Below are 18,459 nucleotides of genomic sequence, written 5' to 3' on the forward strand. Positions count from 1 at the left end.
TCCATGGTGATGCCTTCGGGGGAACAGTTCGAGATCAGCGGCGGTGGCTACCGGGCCGTGGTGACGGAGAGCGGTGGCGCGCTGCGGCACCTGTCGTACGACGGCACTCCGCTGGTCGACGGGTTCGAAGAGTCGGAGACGGCCTCCGGTGGTCGCGGGCAGCTGCTGATGCCGTGGCCCAACCGGATCGAGGACGGGCAGTACTCCTTCGGCGGCCGGGACCACCAGCTCGCCCTGACCGAGCCCAGGCGCAACAACGCCTCACACGGCCTGGCCCGGTGGGCGGCCTGGACCCTCGAGGAGCACTCGCCGAACTCGGTGTCGCTGACGCTGCGGGTGATGGCGCAGACCGGCTACCCGTGGGCGGTCGACCTGCACGTGCTCTACGACCTGTCCGCCGACGGGCTCACGGTCACCCAGACCGCCACGAACCTCTCCGACTCCCCCGCGCCCTATGCCTGCGGCGCGCACCCGTATCTGCTCGCGGGTGACGGGCCGATCGACGACTGGGAGCTGACCCTGCCCGCGGCCCGGCGCTCCCTCGTCTCCGCGGACCGCCTGCTGCCGGTCGGCAGCGAGGAGGTGGAGGGCACCGAGCTCGACTTCCGGGTCTCGCGGCCGATCCGGGCCATTGTGCTCAACGACGCGTTCACCGACCTGGTGCGTGACGAGGCCGGCCGTGCGGTCGTCGTACTCCAGGGGCCGCAGCGGGGCGTGACCCTCTGGGTCGACGACAACGTGAGGTGGCTGCAGGTCTACTCGGCCGACGACGTGCCCGCGACGGCACGCCGCTCGCTGGCAGTCGAGCCGATGACCGCACAGGCCAACGCGTTCCGGTCGGGTGAGGACCTCACGACCCTGGCTCCGGACGGTGGCGAGCTCTCCGTCTCGTGGGGCATCCGGGCGCTCTGAGCCACTCAGGCACTCAGCCCAACAGCGAACGGATCTCTCGGACCGCCTGCTTGGCGCGGGCGCCGTCGCTGCCCTGGATCGCCATCACCGCACACGTGGTGCCATCGGCCAGGTCGAGCGTGGCCCACGGTGCCCCGCGCGGCAGGTGGATCGCGACGATCTCGGCCCATTCGTAGAACCGGGTCCGGTAGCCGTTGACGACCAGCAGCCCCTCGCTGGTGGCGACCGCCCTGGCCCGGACCAGCGCGTGGACCAGCGACGCCACGAACAGTCCGAGCAGCAGCGCGGTGCCACGCTGGAACAGCGTGAACGTCTCGCGCACCTCGGAGTCGAAGAGGAACCAGGTCGCACCGCACAGCACCAGCAGCATGACGCCGCCCGCGATGCCGGCCATGCGGACGCCCAACGGCCGCCAGGTGTGCGGCAGTGTCAGCTCGGACACGGCCGCGCTCACACCCGACAGGCGTGGATGTCGGTCAGCAGGATGCCGCGGGCACCGATGTCGTAGAGCTCGTCCATCAGCCTCTGGGCGCCGTCGCGGGGCACCATCGCACGCACCGCGACCCACCCTTCGCGATGCAACGGGCTGACCGTCGGGCTCTCGATGCCGGGGGTCAGGTCGACCGCCTTCGAGACGTGCTCGCTGCGGATGTCGTAGTCCATCATCACGTAGGAGCGGGCCACGAGGACGCCCTGGAGACGACGCAGGAACACGTCGAACCCGGCCGGTCGGTCGCCACCGCGGGTGATCAGCACACCCTCGGACTCGAGCACGACCTCTCCGAACGTGGCGAGGCCGGCGGCACGCAGGGTGCTGCCGGTCTCGACGACGTCGGCGATCACGTCGGCGACGCCGAGCTGGATGCTGGTCTCGACGGCTCCGTCGAGGCGGGTCACGGTCGCGTTGATGCCGCGCTTGTCGAGGAACTGCTGCACCACACCGACGTACGACGTGGCGATGCGCTTGCCCTCGAGCTCGGAGGCGTCGGTGAACTGGCCGGCCGGGCCGGCGAAGAAGAACTTCGAACGGCCGAACCCGAGCTGGACCACCTCCTCGGCCTCGGCGCCGGAGTCGAGGAGCAGGTCGCGGCCGGTGATGCCGATGTCGAGTGTGCCCTCGCCGACGTACAACGCGATGTCACGCGGACGCAGGTAGAAGAACTCGACGCCGTTCTCGGCGTCGATGAGGGCGAGTTCCTTGGTGTCGCTGCGCTGGCGGTAGCCGGCCTCACGCAGGATCTCGGTCGCGGACTGGGACAGCGAGCCCTTGTTGGGCACCGCGATCCGGAGGAGCTTCTGGTTGGCGGGCTGCGTCATGTGGGGTTCCTCAGAGGTGTGAGTAGACGTCGTCGAGAGTGATGCCGGTGGCGATCATGAGCACCTGGGCGTGGTAGAGCAGCTGGCTGATCTCCTCGGCTGCTGCGTCCTTGCCCTCATGCTCGGCGGCCATCCAGGACTCCGCGGCCTCCTCCACCAGCTTCTTGCCGATGGCATGGACGCCGGCGTCGAGCTGTCGCACGGTGCCGGATCCCTCAGGTCGGGTCTGGGCCTTCTCGTTGAGCTCGGCCCAGAGTTCCTCGAACGTCTTCACGGTCGACAAGCCTACGGCGTACGACGACCGCGTCCCGCGCCGGTCTCACGAGCGATCACTCGATGATGCCGCGGCGTACCTGCTTGAGGAGCTGGGCGGTGGCCAGCGCCGCGGACGTGGCCTCCCACCCCTTGTCCTCGCGGGAGTCGGCCAACCCCGCGCGGTCGAGGGCCTGCTGCTCGTCGTCACAGGTGAGCAGGCCGAAGCCGACCGCCGTACCGGTGTCGAGGGCGACCCGACCGAGCCCATCGGTGGCTGCGTTGCAGACGAAGTCGAAGTGCGGCGTGCCGCCGCGGATCACGACACCGAGCGCGATCACCGCGTCGTACGTCGTGGCCAGCGCGGCCGCCACCACGGGCAGCTCGAAGGCGCCGGGCACGCGCACGACGGTCGGCGCCTCCACCTGGTGCGCGCGCAGGGCACGGTCGGCACCCTCGAGGAGGCCGTTCATGACCTCCTCGTGCCAGCTCGAGGCGACCACGGCGACTCGCAGGTCGTGGCAGTCGATCGGCTTCTGGTCGGGGGCTCCCGCTCCGCTCACAGCTCTTGTCCTTCCAACGTGTCGTGTCCGTCCAACGTGGGCGCCGGCTCGAGGTCCGGCAGCGCGTGGCCCATACGGTCGCGCTTGGTCATCAGGTAGGCGAGGTTGTGGTCGTTGGGGTGCGGCGTCAGCGGCACCCGCTCGGCCACGGTGATGCCGAAGTCCTCGAGGTTGTTGACCTTGTCAGGGTTGTTGGTCATCAACCGCACCGTGCCGACCCCGAGGTCGCGCAGGATCTGGGTGGCGGTGCCGTAGTGACGCGCGTCGGCGGGCAGCCCGAGGTCGAGGTTGGCGTCGACGGTGTCGCGCCCGCCGTCCTGCAACGCGTACGCCTGCAGCTTGGCGACCAGCCCGATGCCGCGGCCCTCGTGGCCGCGCAGGTAGACGACGATGCCGCGACCCTCGGCCACGATCCGCTCGAGCGCCTCGTCGAGCTGCGGACCGCAGTCGCAGCGGTGGCTGCCGAACACGTCGCCGGTCAGGCACTCCGAGTGCACCCGGGTCAGCACCGGCGCGTCACCGCTGATGTCGCCGTACACCAGGGCGATGTGCTCGCTGTCGTCGATCGTGATGCGGTAGCCGTACCCGGTGAAGTCGCCGAACTTCGTGGGCAGGTCGGTCTCGGCGACGCGCTCGACGAGCACCTCCGTGCGGCGGCGGTAGCGCACGAGGTCCTCGATCGAGATCATCTTCAGGCCATGCTCGTCGGCGAAGGCGCGCAGCTCGGGGGCGCGCTTCATCGTGCCGTCGTCGTTGACCACCTCGACGAGCACGCCGGCCGGGGTCAGCCCGGCCAGCTTGGCCAGGTCGACCGCGGCTTCGGTGTGGCCGCGACGGACCAGGGTGCCGCCCTCGCGGTAGCGCAGGGGGAAGACGTGGCCGGGACGGGTGATCTCCCACGGCTCGGTCGCGGAGTCGGCCAGCACGCGCGCGGTGTGCGCCCGGTCGGCGGCGGAGATGCCGGTGCTCACGCCGTCACGGGCGTCGACCGAGATGGTGTAGGCCGTCCGCAGCTTGTCCTTGTTGTGCGGCGTCATCAACGGGATCTCGAGGCGGTCGAGCATCTCGGCGGGCATCGGCACGCAGATCACGCCGCTCGAGTGGCGGATCGTGAACGCCATCAGCTCCGGGGTGGCCTTGCTGGCCGCGAAGATGATGTCGCCCTCGTTCTCGCGCTCCTCGTCGTCCACGACGACAACTGCCTTGCCGGCCGCGATGTCCGCGATGGCGTCCTCGACACTGTCGAGTCGCACCTTGTCACTCATTGCCTGGTCCTTCATTGGTGCTGTCTCCTTGGTTGATGTAGCCACTGGCCAGCAACTTCTCGACGTGCTTGGCAATGACGTCGGCCTCGAGGTTGACCCGGTCGCCGGGTCCCCGGAAGCCGAGGGTGGTACGCGCCAACGTCTCGGGGATGAGGCTGACGGTGAACGTGTCGCCGTGGGTCTCCACGACGGTGAGGGAGATGCCGTCGACCGTGATGGAGCCCTTGTCGACCAGGTAGCGGCCCATGCCCTCGGGCATCGATATCTCGACGATCTCCCAGTGCTCGCTGGGGGTCCGGCGTACGACGGTGCCTACGCCGTCGACGTGGCCCTGCACGATGTGGCCACCCAGTCGCTTCTCGACGGTGACCGCACGCTCGAGGTTCACCTTGTCGCCCGGCTGTACGCCGAGGAGCGAGGTCTTGTCGAGGGTCTCCTGCATGACGTCGGCGGTCCAGACGGCTCCGTCGTGCTCCACGACCGTCAGGCAGCAGCCGTTGACGGCGATCGAGTCACCGAGGCCGGTGCCGTCGAGCACGACAGCCGAGCGGATGGAGAGGCGAATCGCGTCACCCTGGGACTCGATCGCCTCGATGGTGCCGAGTTCCTCGACGATTCCGGTGAACATTCAGCTCTCCTCTGTGTGTGGTTTCGAGACGCTCGCTGGCGCTCGCTCCTCAACCAACGAACTCGGTGTCATGGTGAGGCGGATGTTGGTCTCGGCGCCGGTGCCGAGCACGGTCACGTCGTCGATCGCGAAGTGCAACGCGTCGGCGATCGTGCTGATTCCGAGGTCGGCCACGGCGTTGCGTCCGGCGCCGAGCAGCATCGGCGCGACGTAGGTGACGACCTCGTCGATCAGCCCGGCCTCGAGGAAGGCGGCGGCCAGGGTCGGCCCGCCCTCGAGGAAGACGTGACGGCGTCCGAGATCGAAGACCTGCTGCAGCGCCTCGCGCGGATCGTGCGTGCGCAGGTGCAGGCTCTCCGCCAAGTCGTTGAAGATCCTCTTCGTCGCCGGGAGGTCGCGCAGCCCCATCACCACACGCAGCGGCTGCGCCTCCACGGGTTGGTCCAGCTCGTCGCGCACCGTCAGCTCGGGGTCGTCGACGTCGACCGTGTTGGCGCCGACCATCATCACGTCGCACTCACCGCGCAGGCGGTGCGTGTCACGTCGGGCCGGCAGTGACGACACCCAGCGGCTGGTGCCGTCGGCAGCGGCGCTGCGGCCGTCGAGGGTGGTCGCGAACTTCCACGTCACGAACGGACGCTGGTGCTCGACGGCGAACGTCCACGCCCGGTTGAGTCGTCGGGCGGCGTCCTCGTGAAGGCCGTACGCGACGTCGACACCGGCTGCCCGCAACGTCTCCGCTCCCCCGGCAGCCACGGGATTCGGGTCGGACTGGGCGAAGACCACCCGACGTACGCCGGCGTCGATGAGGGCCTGGGCGCACGGACCGGTTCGACCGGTGTGGTTGCAGGGCTCGAGGGTGACCACGGCCGTCGTACCGCGGGCAAGGTCACCCGGCGCCTGGCCGGCGGCCTCGGCGAGTGCGGCCGCCTCGGCGTGCGGCGTACCGGCTCCGCGGTGGAAGCCCTCGGCGACCTCGATGCCGTCGTCGTCGAGGAGCACGCATCCGACGCGTGGGTTCGGGCCGAGGGGCACGCCCGGGGTGGCCGCGATCTCGAGCGCACGCAGCATGGCGCGTTGCTCGGCGGCAGAGTATTCGACGGCAGAGTATTCGGTGATCACCCTGGTCATCCGCTTGCCCTCTCGGTCCGGTCGCGGACTCTGGGGCTTGATGCGGGTCGATCGGCAGGGGGTCAACTCGTGCGTGCTGCGCGTCGGACGGCCTCACGCAGAGCATCAACCACTGCGTGCACTTCCCATCCGGACTTTGACCGTCGGTCCAGGAATCTCACCTGGTCAACCGGTCACTGGTTGTGACCGGGTCGCGGACTTCCGGGTGAAACCTCTTCACCCAGTCACCGCCGGCTCGGAATTGCACCGACCCCAGAGCACGCGAGTTGAAAACTCGACGGGAGCAATCCTGCCACACCACCCACGGCGCGCGGATGTGAGCCCGGCCACCAAGACTGCACCCGTCTCCCTTCCGCGACCCGTCGCCAGTTCTTGACGACCCGTCGCCAGTTCTGACTCTCGGGCCGAACTGGCGACAGGTCGACCCGAACTCACGACAGGTCGATCAGAACTGGCGACAGGTCGATGCGGACAGGGTGCAGGGTGAGCTAGCCGGCGGAGGCTTCGGCCTTGGCCTTCAGCTCGCGCACCATGGCGTCGGGGTCCTGGGCGGAGTAGACGGCCGACCCGGCGACGAACACGTCGGCACCGGCCTCGGCGCAACGCTCGATGGTCTCGAGCGAGACCCCGCCGTCGATCTGGAGCCAGGTCTCGAGTCCGTGCTTGTCCATCAGCGCCCGTGCCTTGCGGATCTTGGGCAGGCAGAGGTCGAGGAACTTCTGGCCACCGAAGCCCGGCTCGACGGTCATGATCAGCAGCATGTCGAGCTCGGCGAGGAGGTCCTCGTAGGGCTCGATCGGCGTGGCCGGCTTGAGTGCCATCGACGCGCGGGCGCCCTGGGCCCTGATCTCACGAGCCAGGCGGACGGGTGCCTTGGCCGCTTCGACGTGGAAGGTCACCGAGCCGCAACCGGCTTCGGCGTACGCCGGAGCCCAGCGGTCGGGGTCCTCGATCATCAGGTGCGCGTCCATCGGCAACGGCGTCGACCTGGCCAGCGACTCCACGACCGGCAACCCGAGGGTCAGGTTCGGCACGAAGTGGTTGTCCATGACGTCGACGTGCACCCAGTCGGCACTGCCGATGCGGCGTACCTCGTTGGCCAGGTCGGCAAGGTCGGCGTTCAGGATGCTCGGCGTGATCTGGATACCCACGGGCGGGACTCTATCCCGCGCGCGTCCCCCGGCCCGCCACGGGAGCCCGGCCGCGCACTCGACCGGACGCCGCGCGGGTCGGAGCGGGTGACCTACTCGTCACCGACACGCACCAGGAGCTTGCCGAAGTTGCGTCCGGTCAGGAGTCCACGGAAGGCCTCGGGCGTCTGGTCGAGGCCGTGGACGACGTCCTCGCGGTAGCGCACCGAGCCGTCGGCGACCCACCCGGCCATGTCACGCAGGAAGTCCTCGTGATGCGTGGGCACGAACTCCTGCTGGATGAACCCGCGGATGGTCAGGCTGAGCGACAGCACCTTCCCCATGAAGGCTGGCAGCTGGTCGGGTCCCTCGGGCGCGGAGGTCGCGTTGTAGTTGGCGACCAGGCCGCACACCGGGATGCGGGCGAACGTGTTGAGGCGTCGGGCCACGGCAGCGGCCACCGGGCCCCCGACGTTCTCGAAATAGACGTCGATGCCGTCCGGGGTGGCCGCGGTGAGGTCGTCGACGAAGGTCGGCGAGCGGTGGTCGACGGCCGCGTCGAAGCCGAACTCCTCGAGCAGGGCCCGGCACTTCTCGGGTCCGCCTGCGATGCCGACCGCGCGGGCGCCCCTGACCTTCGCGATCTGGCCGACCGCGGAACCGACCGGACCGGTGGCCGCCGCGACGACGACCGTCTCCCCCGCCTTCGGCCTGCCGATCTCGAGGAGTCCGGCGTACGCCGTGAAGCCGGGCATGCCCAGGACGCCGAGCGCGGTCGAGACCGGTGCGGCCTCGGGGTCGAGACGGCGAGTCTGACCGGCGTCGACGACGGCGTGGGTCTGCCAGCCGGCGAAGGCGAGCACGAGGTCACCCGGCTGGCGTGCGGATGAACGCGACTCGAGCACCTCGCACACGGTGCCGCCGATCATCACGGCGCCGACCTCGACCGGCTCGGCGTACGACTTGGCGGCGCTCATCCGGCCGCGCATGTAGGGGTCGAGGGAGAGGTAGATCGTGCGCAGCAGGACCTGTCCTTCCTCGAGTGCCGGGAGCTCCTCGTCGACGAACGAGAAGTCGCTGTCCTGGGGCTCACCGACGGGTCGGGACGCAAGGCGGATCTGGGTGGTCTTCACCGTGGCGATGCTACTGACCCAGCAGAAGCAGGACTGCCTTCTCCACCGCGGATTGCGACGCGGATCGGCTGGTGCCGATCACCTCGCCCTGTTCGTAGAGGTCGAGCACTCGCGGGTCGACGTACGACGTCCTCGCCACCGTGGGGGTGTTGCCGAGATACTCCGCGACCTCCTCCATGGCCGCACGCACCGCCCGCTTGCGTGAGGCCTTGCTCTCTCCCGGCTCCGGGCTCTGCGCCAGGGCCACCGCGGCCAGCACGGTCGCGTGCCAGGTGCGGAAGTCCTTGGCCGTCACCTCCACTCCCGAGACCGCACGGACGTAGTCGTTGATCGTGGCGGGCTCGAGCCGGTGCCATCGTCGACCGTGCTTGAACGCCATCAGCTCATCGGGCCCACCCCGGCGCGCCCGCAACGCCTTGATCGCCGCGACACACCTGGCGTCGTCGATGGTCACGACGTGCTCGACCCCGGACTTGCCGACGAAGTCGAACGTGGCGACCTCACCGGAGAGCCGCACGTGTCGTCGCTCGAGCGTGGTGAGACCGAAGCTGCCGTACTCGTCGGTGTAGACGTCGTTGCCGATCCGGAAGTACCCGAGATCGAGGAGGCGAACGGCCACCGCACAGGCGCGCGCCTCGCTCATCTCGTCGTCCCGGAGATGGCGCGACACCGCCCTGCGCATCCGCGGCAGCGCCCGTCCCAGGGACGTGGTGCGCTCGAACTTCTCGGCGTCACGGCGGATCCGCCAGTCCGGGTGGTAGAGGTACTGCCGGCGACCCGCGGCGTCCGTGCCGACCGCCTGCAGGTGGCCGTTGACCACCGGGCAGATCCACACGTCCTGCCAGGCCGGCGGCACGGCGAGGTCCCGAATCCTCTGGGCGTCGTCGTCCGGGAGCCGTTCCCCCACCTCGTCGAGATAGACGAACCCGCGGCCGGCCCGGCGCCGGCTCCAGCCGGGATCGTGCGGTGACACCCGTCGCAGTCGCACCCTGGAATCCTCGCCGTCGGGACGTGGATCGCGGAGCCCTCGCACGGCGTACGGGAGGGCTCCGCGATCAGGAGCGGGCCGGGACTCGTTCGGCAGTGCCGCGCGCAAGCAGTGCAGAGTGAGGCGCCAGCCCGTGTGTTGCCTGGACGTCGAAGCCGGTCCGCACTGGCCGATCGGCCCCGACGCGAGAAGCCAGTACCCGGACCGTGCATGCTCATACCGCGCAGTTCCCGACAAATCCGGATCAAGCCGACACCAGTCCGACGAGCGTCATGATCTGGGCGGCCGGGGAACCTGCCGGTGCCAGGAAGGTCAGCTCGGCCCCGGCCCTCTTGGTGCGGGCCAGGAACTCGAAGAGCGACTGCACCCCCGGGCTCGCGAGGTGGGTGACCCCGCTGAGATCGACCGTGGCCGAGGCAGTGCCCGCCCGGGTCGCCTCGTGCAGCGCTGCGTCGAAGACCTCGATGGTCACGCCGTCGATCGGCCCCTTGGCGACCAGGCTCCCCCGCGCAGCGACCGTGTGGAGCTCTCCGTCATGGTCGTCGACCACGGGGGCGGCCCGCGGTTCCGGCTCGGACTGGAGCAGTTGCACGGGTCGGGCCAACTTCAGCCGCAGCTCGACCTCCGTTCCGCGCGGGCCCCGGCGGACGTCCATGCTGTCGGCCAGCGCGGCGGCCATCATCAGTCCCCGGCCGTCAGAGACCTCCTCGCGCCACCGGCCGGCGTCGGAGACCGTGACGGTCACCGTCCCGCTGTCGTCCAGCGCGGCGTCGACCCACAGCGGGCGCTCGGCATCTCGCGTGTCATCCGGGTAGGCATGTTGGGCCGCGTTCGTGACCAGCTCCGCGAGCGCATGGTCGAGTCCGATGTGGTCAAGGAGGCCCGCACCGATCGCGTCGAGCCAGTCACGCAGCCCGTCGCGGACCGTCGACGCCGAAGCCGTGCTGGCCGACGCGCGGATGGAGTACGTCGCGGGGGCGGGGCTACGCGCTCCCACGATCAGCGCCACGTCGTCTCGTACGTCGCCGGCCGTGCCGGCACCGTTCAGGATGGCCCGGCACACCTCGTCCCCACGCTGGACCGCCGGGCCGGACATCGTCCGGTCGAGTGCCGTCGCCGCCACCTGCAGCAGCTGTGCGTTCGCCAGGTCCAACGACCGTGCGGGGGTGCGCACCAGACCGTCCGTGTAGAGCACCAGCAGGTCCTCCGGCGCCAGCTTGGCCCACCCGGTGTGGAAGTCGCCCCCGGTCCCCAAGGGGCGCCCCTGCTCCGAGGGCAGCATGCGTGCGGGCCGGAAGGGGGTGAGGATCATGGGTGGCAGGTGACCTGCCGTGCCGTACTCGACATGCCCGTTGTCGAGGTCGAGGACGGCGACGCACATCGTGGTGGCGCAGGTCTCCGGATGGTGCTCGGCGTAGGCGTCGACGCTCTCGAGTGCGCCCAGCAGCCCAGCGCCACCCGTGAGACGCTCCCGCAGGATCGCCCGGACCTGGGTGACGGCCAGGGCTGCACCGAAGCCCTGGCCCACCACGTCGGCGACCATGAGCGCGACCCGTCGATGCGGCAGCACGATCGCGTCCATGGTGTCACCGCGGTTGAGCGGTGGCACGTCCGTGAGCAGGTAGCTGCCCGTGAGGACGACGCCGGGCAGGACGGGCAGCCCGGACGGAATCTGGACATCAGTGGGTGTGGTGGGCATGTCGCCCCCTCTGGCCGAGAACGTGCCACTCCATCCCCCTCACGGTATCCAACTGGGGCTTCGGCATGCCCGATCGTCACGCCTCGATGTCCTCGCGCCCTTCCACGAGACCGCTGCGAAGGTCGCGCATGATGCGACTCAGCAGTCGGGACACCTGGGTCTGGGTGACCCCGAACTCGTCGGCGATCTCCTGCTGGGTGAGCTCGTCGAAGAAGCGCATCCGGAGCAGCTTGCGGTCTCGGGCGGACAGCCTGCGCACCACCGGACGCAGCATCACGCGCGCTTCCGCCGCGGCAGCCTCGTCGGCCTGCGGATCGGGCAGCATGTCGCCCAGACTGGCGCCCACGTCGTCGCCCACGGGGGCGTCGAGCGACGTCGGGGTGAAGCAACCCTCCGCGCGGAGGGCCTCGGACACCTCCTGCTCGGGCACGTCGAGAGCAGCCGCGATCTCGCCGTCGCTCGGCGTACGCCGCCCCTCGCTGCCCAGGCGGTCCCGCTCCTCGATGACCCGCGACTGGAGCTCCTGGATGCGCCGCGGCGGGCGGACCACCCAGCCGTGGTCACGGAAGTAGCGACGGATCTCCCCCCTGATGCTCGGCACGGCATAGGCGAGGAAGTCGCTCTCGTGCTCCCCGTCGAACTTCTGGACGACGCGCACGAGGGCCGCGTTGGCCACCTGCTCGAGATCTTCGGACGCGATGCCGCGCGACTTGTAGCGCGAGGCGATGCTGCGTGCCACGCACACGTTGGCGAGCACGACGTCCTCGAGCAACCGCGCTCGTTCCTCCGGCGTACTGGCACGCGCGGCGCGCTGGAGAAGACTCGCGGTGAGCTTGCGCCGCTGGTCGCGGGGCAGGTCGTCGAAGGGATTCTTCTGGATGTCAATGCTGGCCATGGCGGCCTCCCGGGGGAATTCGCTCGGGCCTCGCCGTTGACTTCAGCGAGAGGTGTAACCGTGGACCTCGTTGGCATTCGTGATGCTCCGGCAGATGATGCCGTCGCACCGCAACTTAGCGCACGACACCTCGGTTTTCCAGTCCCTGGTTCCGGCACGGCGGCACAGGAGTTTCCCCTGGCCTCATGGGCCCCGGAAGCGGTCGTTGATCAGTGCGGCGCTCGCGTCGGCGGCCGCGCGGCGCGACCGACGGGCCACCTTCTGCATGGCGGCGAGCTCCGCCGGGTGCGCACCGGCGGCGACGAGATGCGGACCCCGGGCGCGCTGCCGAGCCCGCCCGAGACATGCGCCGACCAGGCACCCAGCACCTGCTGCGACGAACGTTGCCCGCTTGCCCATCTCTGCACCTCTCGACCTTGACGACCAGTGGTCGCGGTACCCGAGGCAGCGGGTCCCATGCGAATGCCCGTGACCTTCGTCTGTCAGTAGACCTCACGGCATGCGCTGGACCGGATTGGGTAACGGAAACTGACACAGTCACCAAGCAGAGGATCCGCACATGCCCGCAGGGCAGCACTCCCCGATCGACACGGTCGTGTTCGACCTCGACGGCACCCTGGTCGACTCCGTCTACCAGCACGTCGTGGCCTGGATGGGCGCCTTCAGGGACGTCGGGTTGCAGGTCAGCGGGAGCGATGTGCACCGCTGCATCGGCATGGGCGGCGATCGCCTGGTCGCGCAGGTTGCCGGCGAGGCCGCCGAGTGGGCCGTCGGAGACGACGTACGCCGGGCCCACGACAGCCACTTCCGCGACCTCATGTCGCAGGTGCACGAGACACGTGGCGCCTCGGACCTCCTGAGCCGCCTCGCCTCGACACACCGACTCGTGCTGGCCAGCTCCGGCAGCCAGGAGATCACCGAGGCACTGCTCTCCACCGTCGACGCCGCAGGATCCCTCACGGTGGTGCTGTCGGGAGCCGAGGTCGCTCACAGCAAGCCGGCACCGGACCTGATCCAGGCCGCGATGCATGCCGTCGACGCGGAGCGCGCGATCGTGGTCGGCGACTCCGTCTGGGACGCACAGGCCGCCCAGGCGTGCGGGGTTCCGACCATCGGTCTGCTCTGCGGCGGCATCGACGAAGCCTCGTTGCGGGGCGCCGGTGCGGGGTCCGTGTTCGCCCACCCTGCCGATCTCCTCGCGCAGTTGGGCCGGAGCCCGTTGTCGACCGGGCAGCCCGCGCTCAATGGTTCCTGAGGGCCTTGATCAGCTCGCTCTTGTTCATCTTCGACCGGCCGTCGATGCCGATCTCCTTCGCTCGGGAGCGCAGGTCGGTGACCGTCCAGTCGTCGTACGACCCGGACTCCCCGCCCTTGCGCCCGACCTTGGAGCGAGAGCTGGCGGCCGCCTTGTTCGCGATCCGGGCCGACTTCTCCTTGCTCGCCCCCTCGTCGCGCAGCTCCTCGTAGAGCTCTGGGTCCTTGACGCTGGGACCAGGCTTGCGCTTCGGCATCGCGTCCACTTCCTTTCGTCTCACGGTGTCCGACGCGCGGTACCCACGTGCGGATCCCTCAGACCGGCAGGGCATCGATCCGGCCGGCACCCCTGACGCACGGGTGCCGCCACTCAGGACTCCTGGGCGACATCCTTGTAGCTGGCCGGCAACCCGCCCTGCTCGATCACCAGGGCTGCCACGTCGCGCAACTTCACGTTCGCGTGGCTGGAGTAGCGCTGAAGGGTCTCGAAGGCCTGCTCCTGGTCGAGCCCGTACCGCTGCAGCATGACCCCCTGTGCCACACCGATCTCGTGCCGCCGTTCCACTGCCTCGCCCAGCGTCGTCACCAGGTGGGAGGTCGCCAGGGCGTTGCCCGCGTGTACGCCGTACACGATGAGGCGCTGCAGGTCCTCCTCGGTGAACGTGTCGACCTTGGTCGCATAGAGGTTGATGGCGCCGAGCGGGTCGCGGTCGGGGTCGATGGCCGCCGCGGAGAGCTGCACACTGATCAACGAGTGCACGCCCAGGTCCGCCACTTTGGGTCCCCACAGCGGGAAGCGCTGGTCATCGCTGGTCGAGAGGATCAGGTAGGGCTCGTCCTCGAGGGCCGACGCGATGCAGGGGCCCTCCTCGAACTCGTACTGCAGCTCGTCACAGCGGAGGGCGATCTCGTCGGTGTGCGCCAGTGTCTCGAGCCGGCCCCGGCGTCGCCGCACCGTGATCGCACTGAAGGCCGCCGCCGGAACGACCTCCAACGATCGGTCGCAGATGCGCTGCAGGGTGCCTGCCACGTCATGGTCGGACATCAGCACCTTGCTGAGCTCCGCGAAATAGGGTCCGGTGTCGTTCCCGCCGGCAGTCGATTGGTCAGGCATGGGCTGAGACTACTGCTCGCTCCCGCATCACGCCGGGCCTTCGTGACTGGCGAGCCCGGGCAGGACGTCCGAGCCGAACATGTCGATCGTCTCCGCCCGGCGCGGGTCCCTGTCGGCGACGTGGACCTCCTCGGAGCGGGTCGCCATCTCAGACCGATCCGAGCTGATCGAGGAGCGCCTTGTTGAAGGCCGGCAGGTCGTCGGGCTTGCGGCTGGTGACCAGGTTGCCGTCGACCACGACCTCTTCGTCGACCCACTCGCCACCGGCGTTGCGGACATCTGTCTGGAGGCTCGGCCATGACGTGAGCCGTCGTCCCTCCAGGCCACCCGTCTCCACCAGGGTCCAGATGGCGTGGCAGATCGCGGCCACCGGTTTACCTGCCTCGAGGAAGTGCCGGACGAACTCGACGGACGTCTCGTCGGTGCGCAACTGGTCGCCGTTCGCCACACCGCCGGGCAGTACGACGGCGGCGTACGCCCCCGGGTCGGCGTCACCGACCTTCTGGTCCACCGTGAAACTGTCGGCGGGATCGAGGTGGTGGTAGGCCTGCACGTCCCCCGACTCGGGTGAGATCAGCACGGGCCGCCACCCCGCGGCCGCCAGGGCCTCCCACGGCACGGTGAGCTCGGCCTGCTCGATGCCCTCGGCGCCGACCAGGACGGCGACCTTCGTCGTGCTCGATTCGTTGGTCATCGTGTGAGTCATCCCTTCCGTCGATGTCGGCGACCCCGGTACCCCGCACCGCGTACGGCAGTCGGTGCCCGTATGAAGGAATCGGATGCGGGTACTGCCCGGGCATGGCTACCGACACACCGCTGCACTACACGGTTCCCGGTCTCGACGAGGGCGCGGCCCAGCAGATCATCGACCTGCTGCAGTCACGCCTTCATGCCGCCAACGACCTCCAGCTCACCATCAAGCACGTGCACTGGAACGTCGTGGGGCCGCACTTCATCGCCGTCCACGAGATGATCGACCCGCAGGTCGACGCCGTGCGCGCGATGGCCGACGCCCTCGCCGAGCGGATCGCCACGTTGGGTGGCGCACCGCGCGGCACCCCGGGTGCCCTCGTCAAGGAACGCGCGTGGGACGACTACAGCATCGGCCGGGCCACCACGCAGGAGCACCTCGCCGCCCTCGACATCACGTATCGAGGCGTGATCACCTCCTACCGGGAGGCGATCAAGGCCCTGGACGATCTCGACCTTGTGACCCAGGACGTGCTGATCGGGCAGGTCGAGCAGCTCGAGCTCTTCCACTGGTTCGTCCGCGCCCACCTGGAGGACCAGGGCGGGAAGCTGCAGACCGAGGGCGCCACGACCGAGGCTGGCGCGGCTCGTGACGCCAGCGGCTGAGCCGAAGGGCCGCGACGAGTCCACCGAGGAGCGCGCGGACCGCAACTGGGACGACCTGCTGCAGGAGTTCCGGGTGCTGCAGACCGGCGTACAGATCCTCGGCGGCTTCCTGTTGACGCTGCCGTTCCAGTCGGCGTTCTCCGACCTGGATGACTTCCAGCGGCACCTCTACCTGGTGCTGGTGCTGCTCGCGGCCACCACTACGACACTCCTGCTTTCGCCGATCGCCCTTCACCGCCGGGTCTTCCGGTGGCAACGCAAGCAGCGCCTCGTCATGGCCGGACACCGCCTGGCGCAGGTCGTGATGTTCCTCATCGGCCTGCTCGTCACCGGTCTCGCGCTGTTCGTCTTCGACGTCGTCGTCGATCGACAGGCAGCCACGGTCGTCGGCCTTGGCATGGTGGTGCTCGTGACCGTCGCCCTGGTCGTGATTCCGCGTCTGGCCGGTGGCCGGGCACCCGAGCACCCGGAGTCGCCCTGAGCCCGTCAGGACCGTGAGCTGGTCGCCCAGTCGACGAGTTCGCGGGCCGGGCCCGCCGGCGGTCGCGCGCCGCCCTTCCACACGGCGTGCAGCGGCCGCGGCAGCTCCAGCCCGCTGATGGCGATCCGGACCAGCCGACCCGCGGCCAGGTCGTCGTGGACGGCGTGGACGCTGAGCGCCGCAGGCGCCGCACCCGCGGCCACGGCCGCGCGCACGGCCGCCGTACTCGAGAACTCGAGTGCCGGGTCGACGGCGGCCAGGTGCGCGAGCGCCCGTTCGAGCACGGTGCGCGTGCCGGAGCCGGCCTCGCGCACCACCAGGGGCGTGGCCGCCAGGGTGTGCACGCTGACCCGTCGGCTCGGTCGCTGCGCCCACGGATGACTCGGCGCCACCACCACGACGAGCTCGTCGACCGCCACCACCTGGCGTCGCAGGCCGGCAGGCGCCTCGGGACCCTCGACGAACCCGAGCTCGGCCTCGCCGGCCCTGACCAGCTCGGCGACGTGATCGCTGTTGGTGGCGGTCAGTGTGAACTCGGTCGTCGCCACTCCGGAGCGCTGCTGCGCCGTGCGTACGCCGACCAGCCATGAGGGCAGCAGGTATTCCGCGATGGTCAGGCTGGCCGCGATGCCGAGCGGCCCGCGTCGGTCCTGGCGCAGGGCGGTGATGCCGGCGTCGAGCTGTTCGGCGGCGTCCAGCACCCGGCTCGCCCACTGCACGACGAGCTCGCCCGTCGGGGTGAGCTCGGACCCGCGCCGTGTGCGGGCCAGGAGCGTGGCACCGACCAACGACTCCATGGTGCGCACCCGTGAGGACGCGGCCTGCTGGCTGATGCCGAGCTCAACGGCGGCGGCGCTCAGGCTGGCGGTGCGGGCCACCACGACCAGCAGTTCGAGGGCGCGCAGCTCGGGCATGTGCGGGCTCAACATGGTCACAAGCCTACGTTGTGACCCCACAACGTGGACGTCGTTCCGCGGAGCGGACACGCCACCCAGACTGGTCTCATGACCCTTCGTGTAGCCATCATCGGCGGCGGCCCGGCCGGCATCTATGCCGCCGACCTGCTGACCAAGTCCGGGACCGACGTGAGCGTCGACGTGCTCGAACGGCTGCCTGCCCCGTTCGGCCTGGTCCGCTACGGCGTGGCCCCGGACCACCCGCGCATCAAGGAGATCGTCAAGGCGCTCCAGCGGGTGCTGTCCAAGCCCGAGGTCCGGTTCCTGGGCAACGTGACCTACGGCGTCGACTGCAAGCTCGACGACCTGCGTGCGTTCTACGACGCCGTCGTCATCGCCACGGGCGCGATGTCCGACCGCGACCTCGGCATCCCCGGCGAAGAGCTCCCGGGCTCCTACGGCGCAGCCGACTTCGTCTCCTGGTACGACGGCCACCCCGACGTGCCCCGCGACTGGCCTCTCGAGGCGCGCCACGTCGCCGTCGTCGGCGCCGGGAACGTCGCCCTCGACGTCGCCCGGGTGCTGGCCAAGACGGGCGAAGAGATGCTCGCCACCGACGTTCCGGCCAACGTCCACGCCGGCCTCGTGGCCAAGCAGGCGACCGACGTGCACGTCTTCGCGCGACGCGGTCCGGCGTACGCCAAGTTCTCCCCGCTCGAGCTGCGCGAGCTGGCCCACTCCCCCAACGTCGACGTGGTCGTGCATGCCGAGGGCTTCGAGGTCGACGACGCGAGCATGGAGCACATCGCCGCGAACAAGCAGGCGAAGATGGTGCTGAACACGCTGTCCAACTGGGTCGGTCGCGATCCCGGCGACAAGCCGCACCGCATCCACCTGCACTTCCTCGAGCAGCCGGTGGAGATCCTCGGCGAGGAGTCCGTGACCGGCTTCCGCACCGAGCGCACCCGCCTCGTCGGCGACGGCGGCGTCGAGGGCACCGGCGAGTTCACCGACTGGGACGTGCAGGCGGTCTACCGCGCCGTCGGCTACCGCAGCACGCAGGTGGCCGACCTGCCCTTCGACACCCGGGCGGCGGTGATCCCGAACGACGAGGGTCGGGTCCTCGACCTCGACGGTGACCCGATCCCCGGCACCTACGTGACCGGCTGGATCAAGCGCGGTCCGGTCGGCCTGATCGGGCACACCAAGAGCGACGCTGCGCAGACCGTCGGGCACCTGGTCGAGGAGACCACGGCCACCGCTCCCGAGCGCGACCCTGCTGCGGTCAACGCCTACTTCGCCGAGCGCGGCGTCGACGTCGTCGAGTTCGAGAACTGGGAGCGGCTCGACGCCCACGAGATCGCCCTGGGCGAGGCCGAGGGCCGGACCCGGGTCAAGGTCGTCGAGCGCGAGGAGATGCTGCGCAGGGCTCGCTGAGCGCAGCA

At 69.9% G+C, this 18,459-nt stretch carries 22 protein-coding genes and 1 riboswitch; of the genes, 5 read left to right on the top strand and 17 right to left on the bottom strand.

The window, feature by feature from the left end:
* Positions 1 to 3 precede the first annotated feature (3 nt).
* The gene (locus ASH02_RS23965; RefSeq protein WP_057295593.1) at positions 4 to 912 is read left to right on the top strand and encodes an aldose 1-epimerase family protein; all 909 of its coding nucleotides are present in this window, start codon (positions 4 to 6) and stop codon (positions 910 to 912) included.
* 13 nt (positions 913 to 925) lie between these two features.
* On the opposite strand, the gene ASH02_RS23970 is transcribed toward ASH02_RS23965, so the two are convergent.
* The 13 genes from ASH02_RS23970 to ASH02_RS24030 form a co-directional block, all read right to left on the bottom strand.
* Positions 926 to 1,354, bottom strand: coding sequence for a PH domain-containing protein (locus ASH02_RS23970; RefSeq protein ID WP_235529911.1), 429 nt, complete (start codon positions 1,352 to 1,354; stop codon positions 926 to 928).
* A gap of 8 nt (positions 1,355 to 1,362) precedes the next feature.
* Positions 1,363 to 2,229: an ATP phosphoribosyltransferase gene (gene hisG / locus ASH02_RS23975; RefSeq protein WP_056686909.1), complete on the bottom strand. Its 867-nt coding sequence runs from the start codon at positions 2,227 to 2,229 to the stop codon at positions 1,363 to 1,365.
* A 10-nt stretch (positions 2,230 to 2,239) separates the two neighbouring features.
* Positions 2,240 to 2,503, bottom strand: a complete 264-nt coding sequence (locus tag ASH02_RS23980) for a phosphoribosyl-ATP diphosphatase (RefSeq protein WP_056687390.1) — start codon at positions 2,501 to 2,503, stop codon at positions 2,240 to 2,242.
* Positions 2,504 to 2,558: 55 nt separating this feature from the next.
* Positions 2,559 to 3,044, bottom strand: a complete 486-nt coding sequence (ribH, locus tag ASH02_RS23985) for a 6,7-dimethyl-8-ribityllumazine synthase (RefSeq protein WP_056686912.1) — start codon at positions 3,042 to 3,044, stop codon at positions 2,559 to 2,561.
* Positions 3,041 to 4,309: a bifunctional 3,4-dihydroxy-2-butanone-4-phosphate synthase/GTP cyclohydrolase II gene (locus tag ASH02_RS23990; RefSeq protein WP_056686916.1), complete on the bottom strand. Its 1,269-nt coding sequence runs from the start codon at positions 4,307 to 4,309 to the stop codon at positions 3,041 to 3,043. The genes ribH and ASH02_RS23990 overlap by 4 nt, the downstream gene beginning before the upstream one ends.
* Positions 4,302 to 4,937 carry a riboflavin synthase gene (locus ASH02_RS23995; protein WP_056686919.1) on the bottom strand — a complete coding sequence of 212 codons (636 nt, stop codon included), beginning with the start codon at positions 4,935 to 4,937 and terminating at the stop codon, positions 4,302 to 4,304. The genes ASH02_RS23990 and ASH02_RS23995 overlap by 8 nt, the downstream gene beginning before the upstream one ends.
* Positions 4,938 to 6,068 (bottom strand): bifunctional diaminohydroxyphosphoribosylaminopyrimidine deaminase/5-amino-6-(5-phosphoribosylamino)uracil reductase RibD, encoded by a 1,131-nt coding sequence (ribD, locus tag ASH02_RS24000; RefSeq protein ID WP_056686921.1) that lies wholly within the window; start codon positions 6,066 to 6,068, stop codon positions 4,938 to 4,940.
* A gap of 112 nt (positions 6,069 to 6,180) precedes the next feature.
* Positions 6,181 to 6,333, bottom strand: a riboswitch (FMN riboswitch).
* 223 nt (positions 6,334 to 6,556) lie between these two features.
* On the bottom strand, positions 6,557 to 7,219 hold the full coding sequence (gene rpe, locus ASH02_RS24005; RefSeq protein WP_056686924.1) for a ribulose-phosphate 3-epimerase: 663 nt from the start codon (positions 7,217 to 7,219) through the stop codon (positions 6,557 to 6,559).
* A gap of 92 nt (positions 7,220 to 7,311) precedes the next feature.
* A complete protein-coding gene (locus ASH02_RS24010; RefSeq protein WP_235539111.1) occupies positions 7,312 to 8,331 on the bottom strand; it encodes an NADP-dependent oxidoreductase in 1,020 nt (339 codons plus the stop codon).
* A gap of 10 nt (positions 8,332 to 8,341) precedes the next feature.
* Entirely contained in the window at positions 8,342 to 9,319 is a 978-nt protein-coding gene (locus ASH02_RS24015; protein ID WP_057295595.1) for a DNA topoisomerase IB, read from the bottom strand.
* Between the two features lie 244 nt (positions 9,320 to 9,563).
* Positions 9,564 to 11,018 carry a SpoIIE family protein phosphatase gene (locus ASH02_RS24020; RefSeq protein WP_057295596.1) on the bottom strand — a complete coding sequence of 485 codons (1,455 nt, stop codon included), beginning with the start codon at positions 11,016 to 11,018 and terminating at the stop codon, positions 9,564 to 9,566.
* A gap of 76 nt (positions 11,019 to 11,094) precedes the next feature.
* The gene (locus ASH02_RS24025; protein WP_056686939.1) at positions 11,095 to 11,913 is read right to left on the bottom strand and encodes a sigma-70 family RNA polymerase sigma factor; all 819 of its coding nucleotides are present in this window, start codon (positions 11,911 to 11,913) and stop codon (positions 11,095 to 11,097) included.
* 183 nt (positions 11,914 to 12,096) lie between these two features.
* Positions 12,097 to 12,312, bottom strand: a complete 216-nt coding sequence (locus ASH02_RS24030; protein ID WP_056686942.1) for a hypothetical protein — start codon at positions 12,310 to 12,312, stop codon at positions 12,097 to 12,099.
* A gap of 160 nt (positions 12,313 to 12,472) precedes the next feature.
* Between ASH02_RS24030 and ASH02_RS24035 the strand changes: the two genes are divergently transcribed.
* On the top strand, positions 12,473 to 13,168 hold the full coding sequence (locus ASH02_RS24035) for an HAD family hydrolase (RefSeq protein ID WP_057295597.1): 696 nt from the start codon (positions 12,473 to 12,475) through the stop codon (positions 13,166 to 13,168).
* On the opposite strand, the gene ASH02_RS24040 is transcribed toward ASH02_RS24035, so the two are convergent.
* From ASH02_RS24040 to ASH02_RS24050, 3 genes are all read right to left on the bottom strand, one after another.
* Positions 13,155 to 13,424, bottom strand: coding sequence for a DUF7218 family protein (locus ASH02_RS24040; RefSeq protein ID WP_057295737.1), 270 nt, complete (start codon positions 13,422 to 13,424; stop codon positions 13,155 to 13,157). The two genes, ASH02_RS24035 and ASH02_RS24040, sit on opposite strands and share 14 nt — an antisense overlap.
* A 113-nt stretch (positions 13,425 to 13,537) precedes the next feature.
* Positions 13,538 to 14,281 (bottom strand): GAF and ANTAR domain-containing protein, encoded by a 744-nt coding sequence (locus ASH02_RS24045; RefSeq protein ID WP_057295598.1) that lies wholly within the window; start codon positions 14,279 to 14,281, stop codon positions 13,538 to 13,540.
* A gap of 148 nt (positions 14,282 to 14,429) precedes the next feature.
* Complete coding sequence (locus tag ASH02_RS24050) at positions 14,430 to 14,975, bottom strand: type 1 glutamine amidotransferase domain-containing protein (RefSeq protein ID WP_082621004.1); 546 nt, start codon at positions 14,973 to 14,975, stop codon at positions 14,430 to 14,432.
* Between the two features lie 104 nt (positions 14,976 to 15,079).
* Between ASH02_RS24050 and ASH02_RS24055 the strand changes: the two genes are divergently transcribed.
* Positions 15,080 to 15,637, top strand: coding sequence for a Dps family protein (locus ASH02_RS24055; protein WP_057295600.1), 558 nt, complete (start codon positions 15,080 to 15,082; stop codon positions 15,635 to 15,637).
* Positions 15,621 to 16,118, top strand: a complete 498-nt coding sequence (locus ASH02_RS24060; protein WP_057295601.1) for a DUF6328 family protein — start codon at positions 15,621 to 15,623, stop codon at positions 16,116 to 16,118. The genes ASH02_RS24055 and ASH02_RS24060 overlap by 17 nt, the downstream gene beginning before the upstream one ends.
* Before the next feature lie 5 nt (positions 16,119 to 16,123).
* Here the strand turns inward: ASH02_RS24060 and ASH02_RS24065 are convergent, their stop codons facing one another.
* The gene (locus tag ASH02_RS24065; protein ID WP_056889706.1) at positions 16,124 to 17,047 is read right to left on the bottom strand and encodes a LysR family transcriptional regulator; all 924 of its coding nucleotides are present in this window, start codon (positions 17,045 to 17,047) and stop codon (positions 16,124 to 16,126) included.
* Positions 17,048 to 17,122: 75 nt separating this feature from the next.
* On the opposite strand from ASH02_RS24065, the gene ASH02_RS24070 reads away from it, so the two are divergent.
* Positions 17,123 to 18,451 carry an FAD-dependent oxidoreductase gene (locus ASH02_RS24070; RefSeq protein WP_056686964.1) on the top strand — a complete coding sequence of 443 codons (1,329 nt, stop codon included), beginning with the start codon at positions 17,123 to 17,125 and terminating at the stop codon, positions 18,449 to 18,451.
* The last annotated feature ends 8 nt before the right edge of the window (positions 18,452 to 18,459 follow it).

This window comes from Nocardioides sp. Soil796, assembly GCF_001429525.1.
In the GTDB taxonomy this organism is placed as follows: domain Bacteria; phylum Actinomycetota; class Actinomycetes; order Propionibacteriales; family Nocardioidaceae; genus Nocardioides.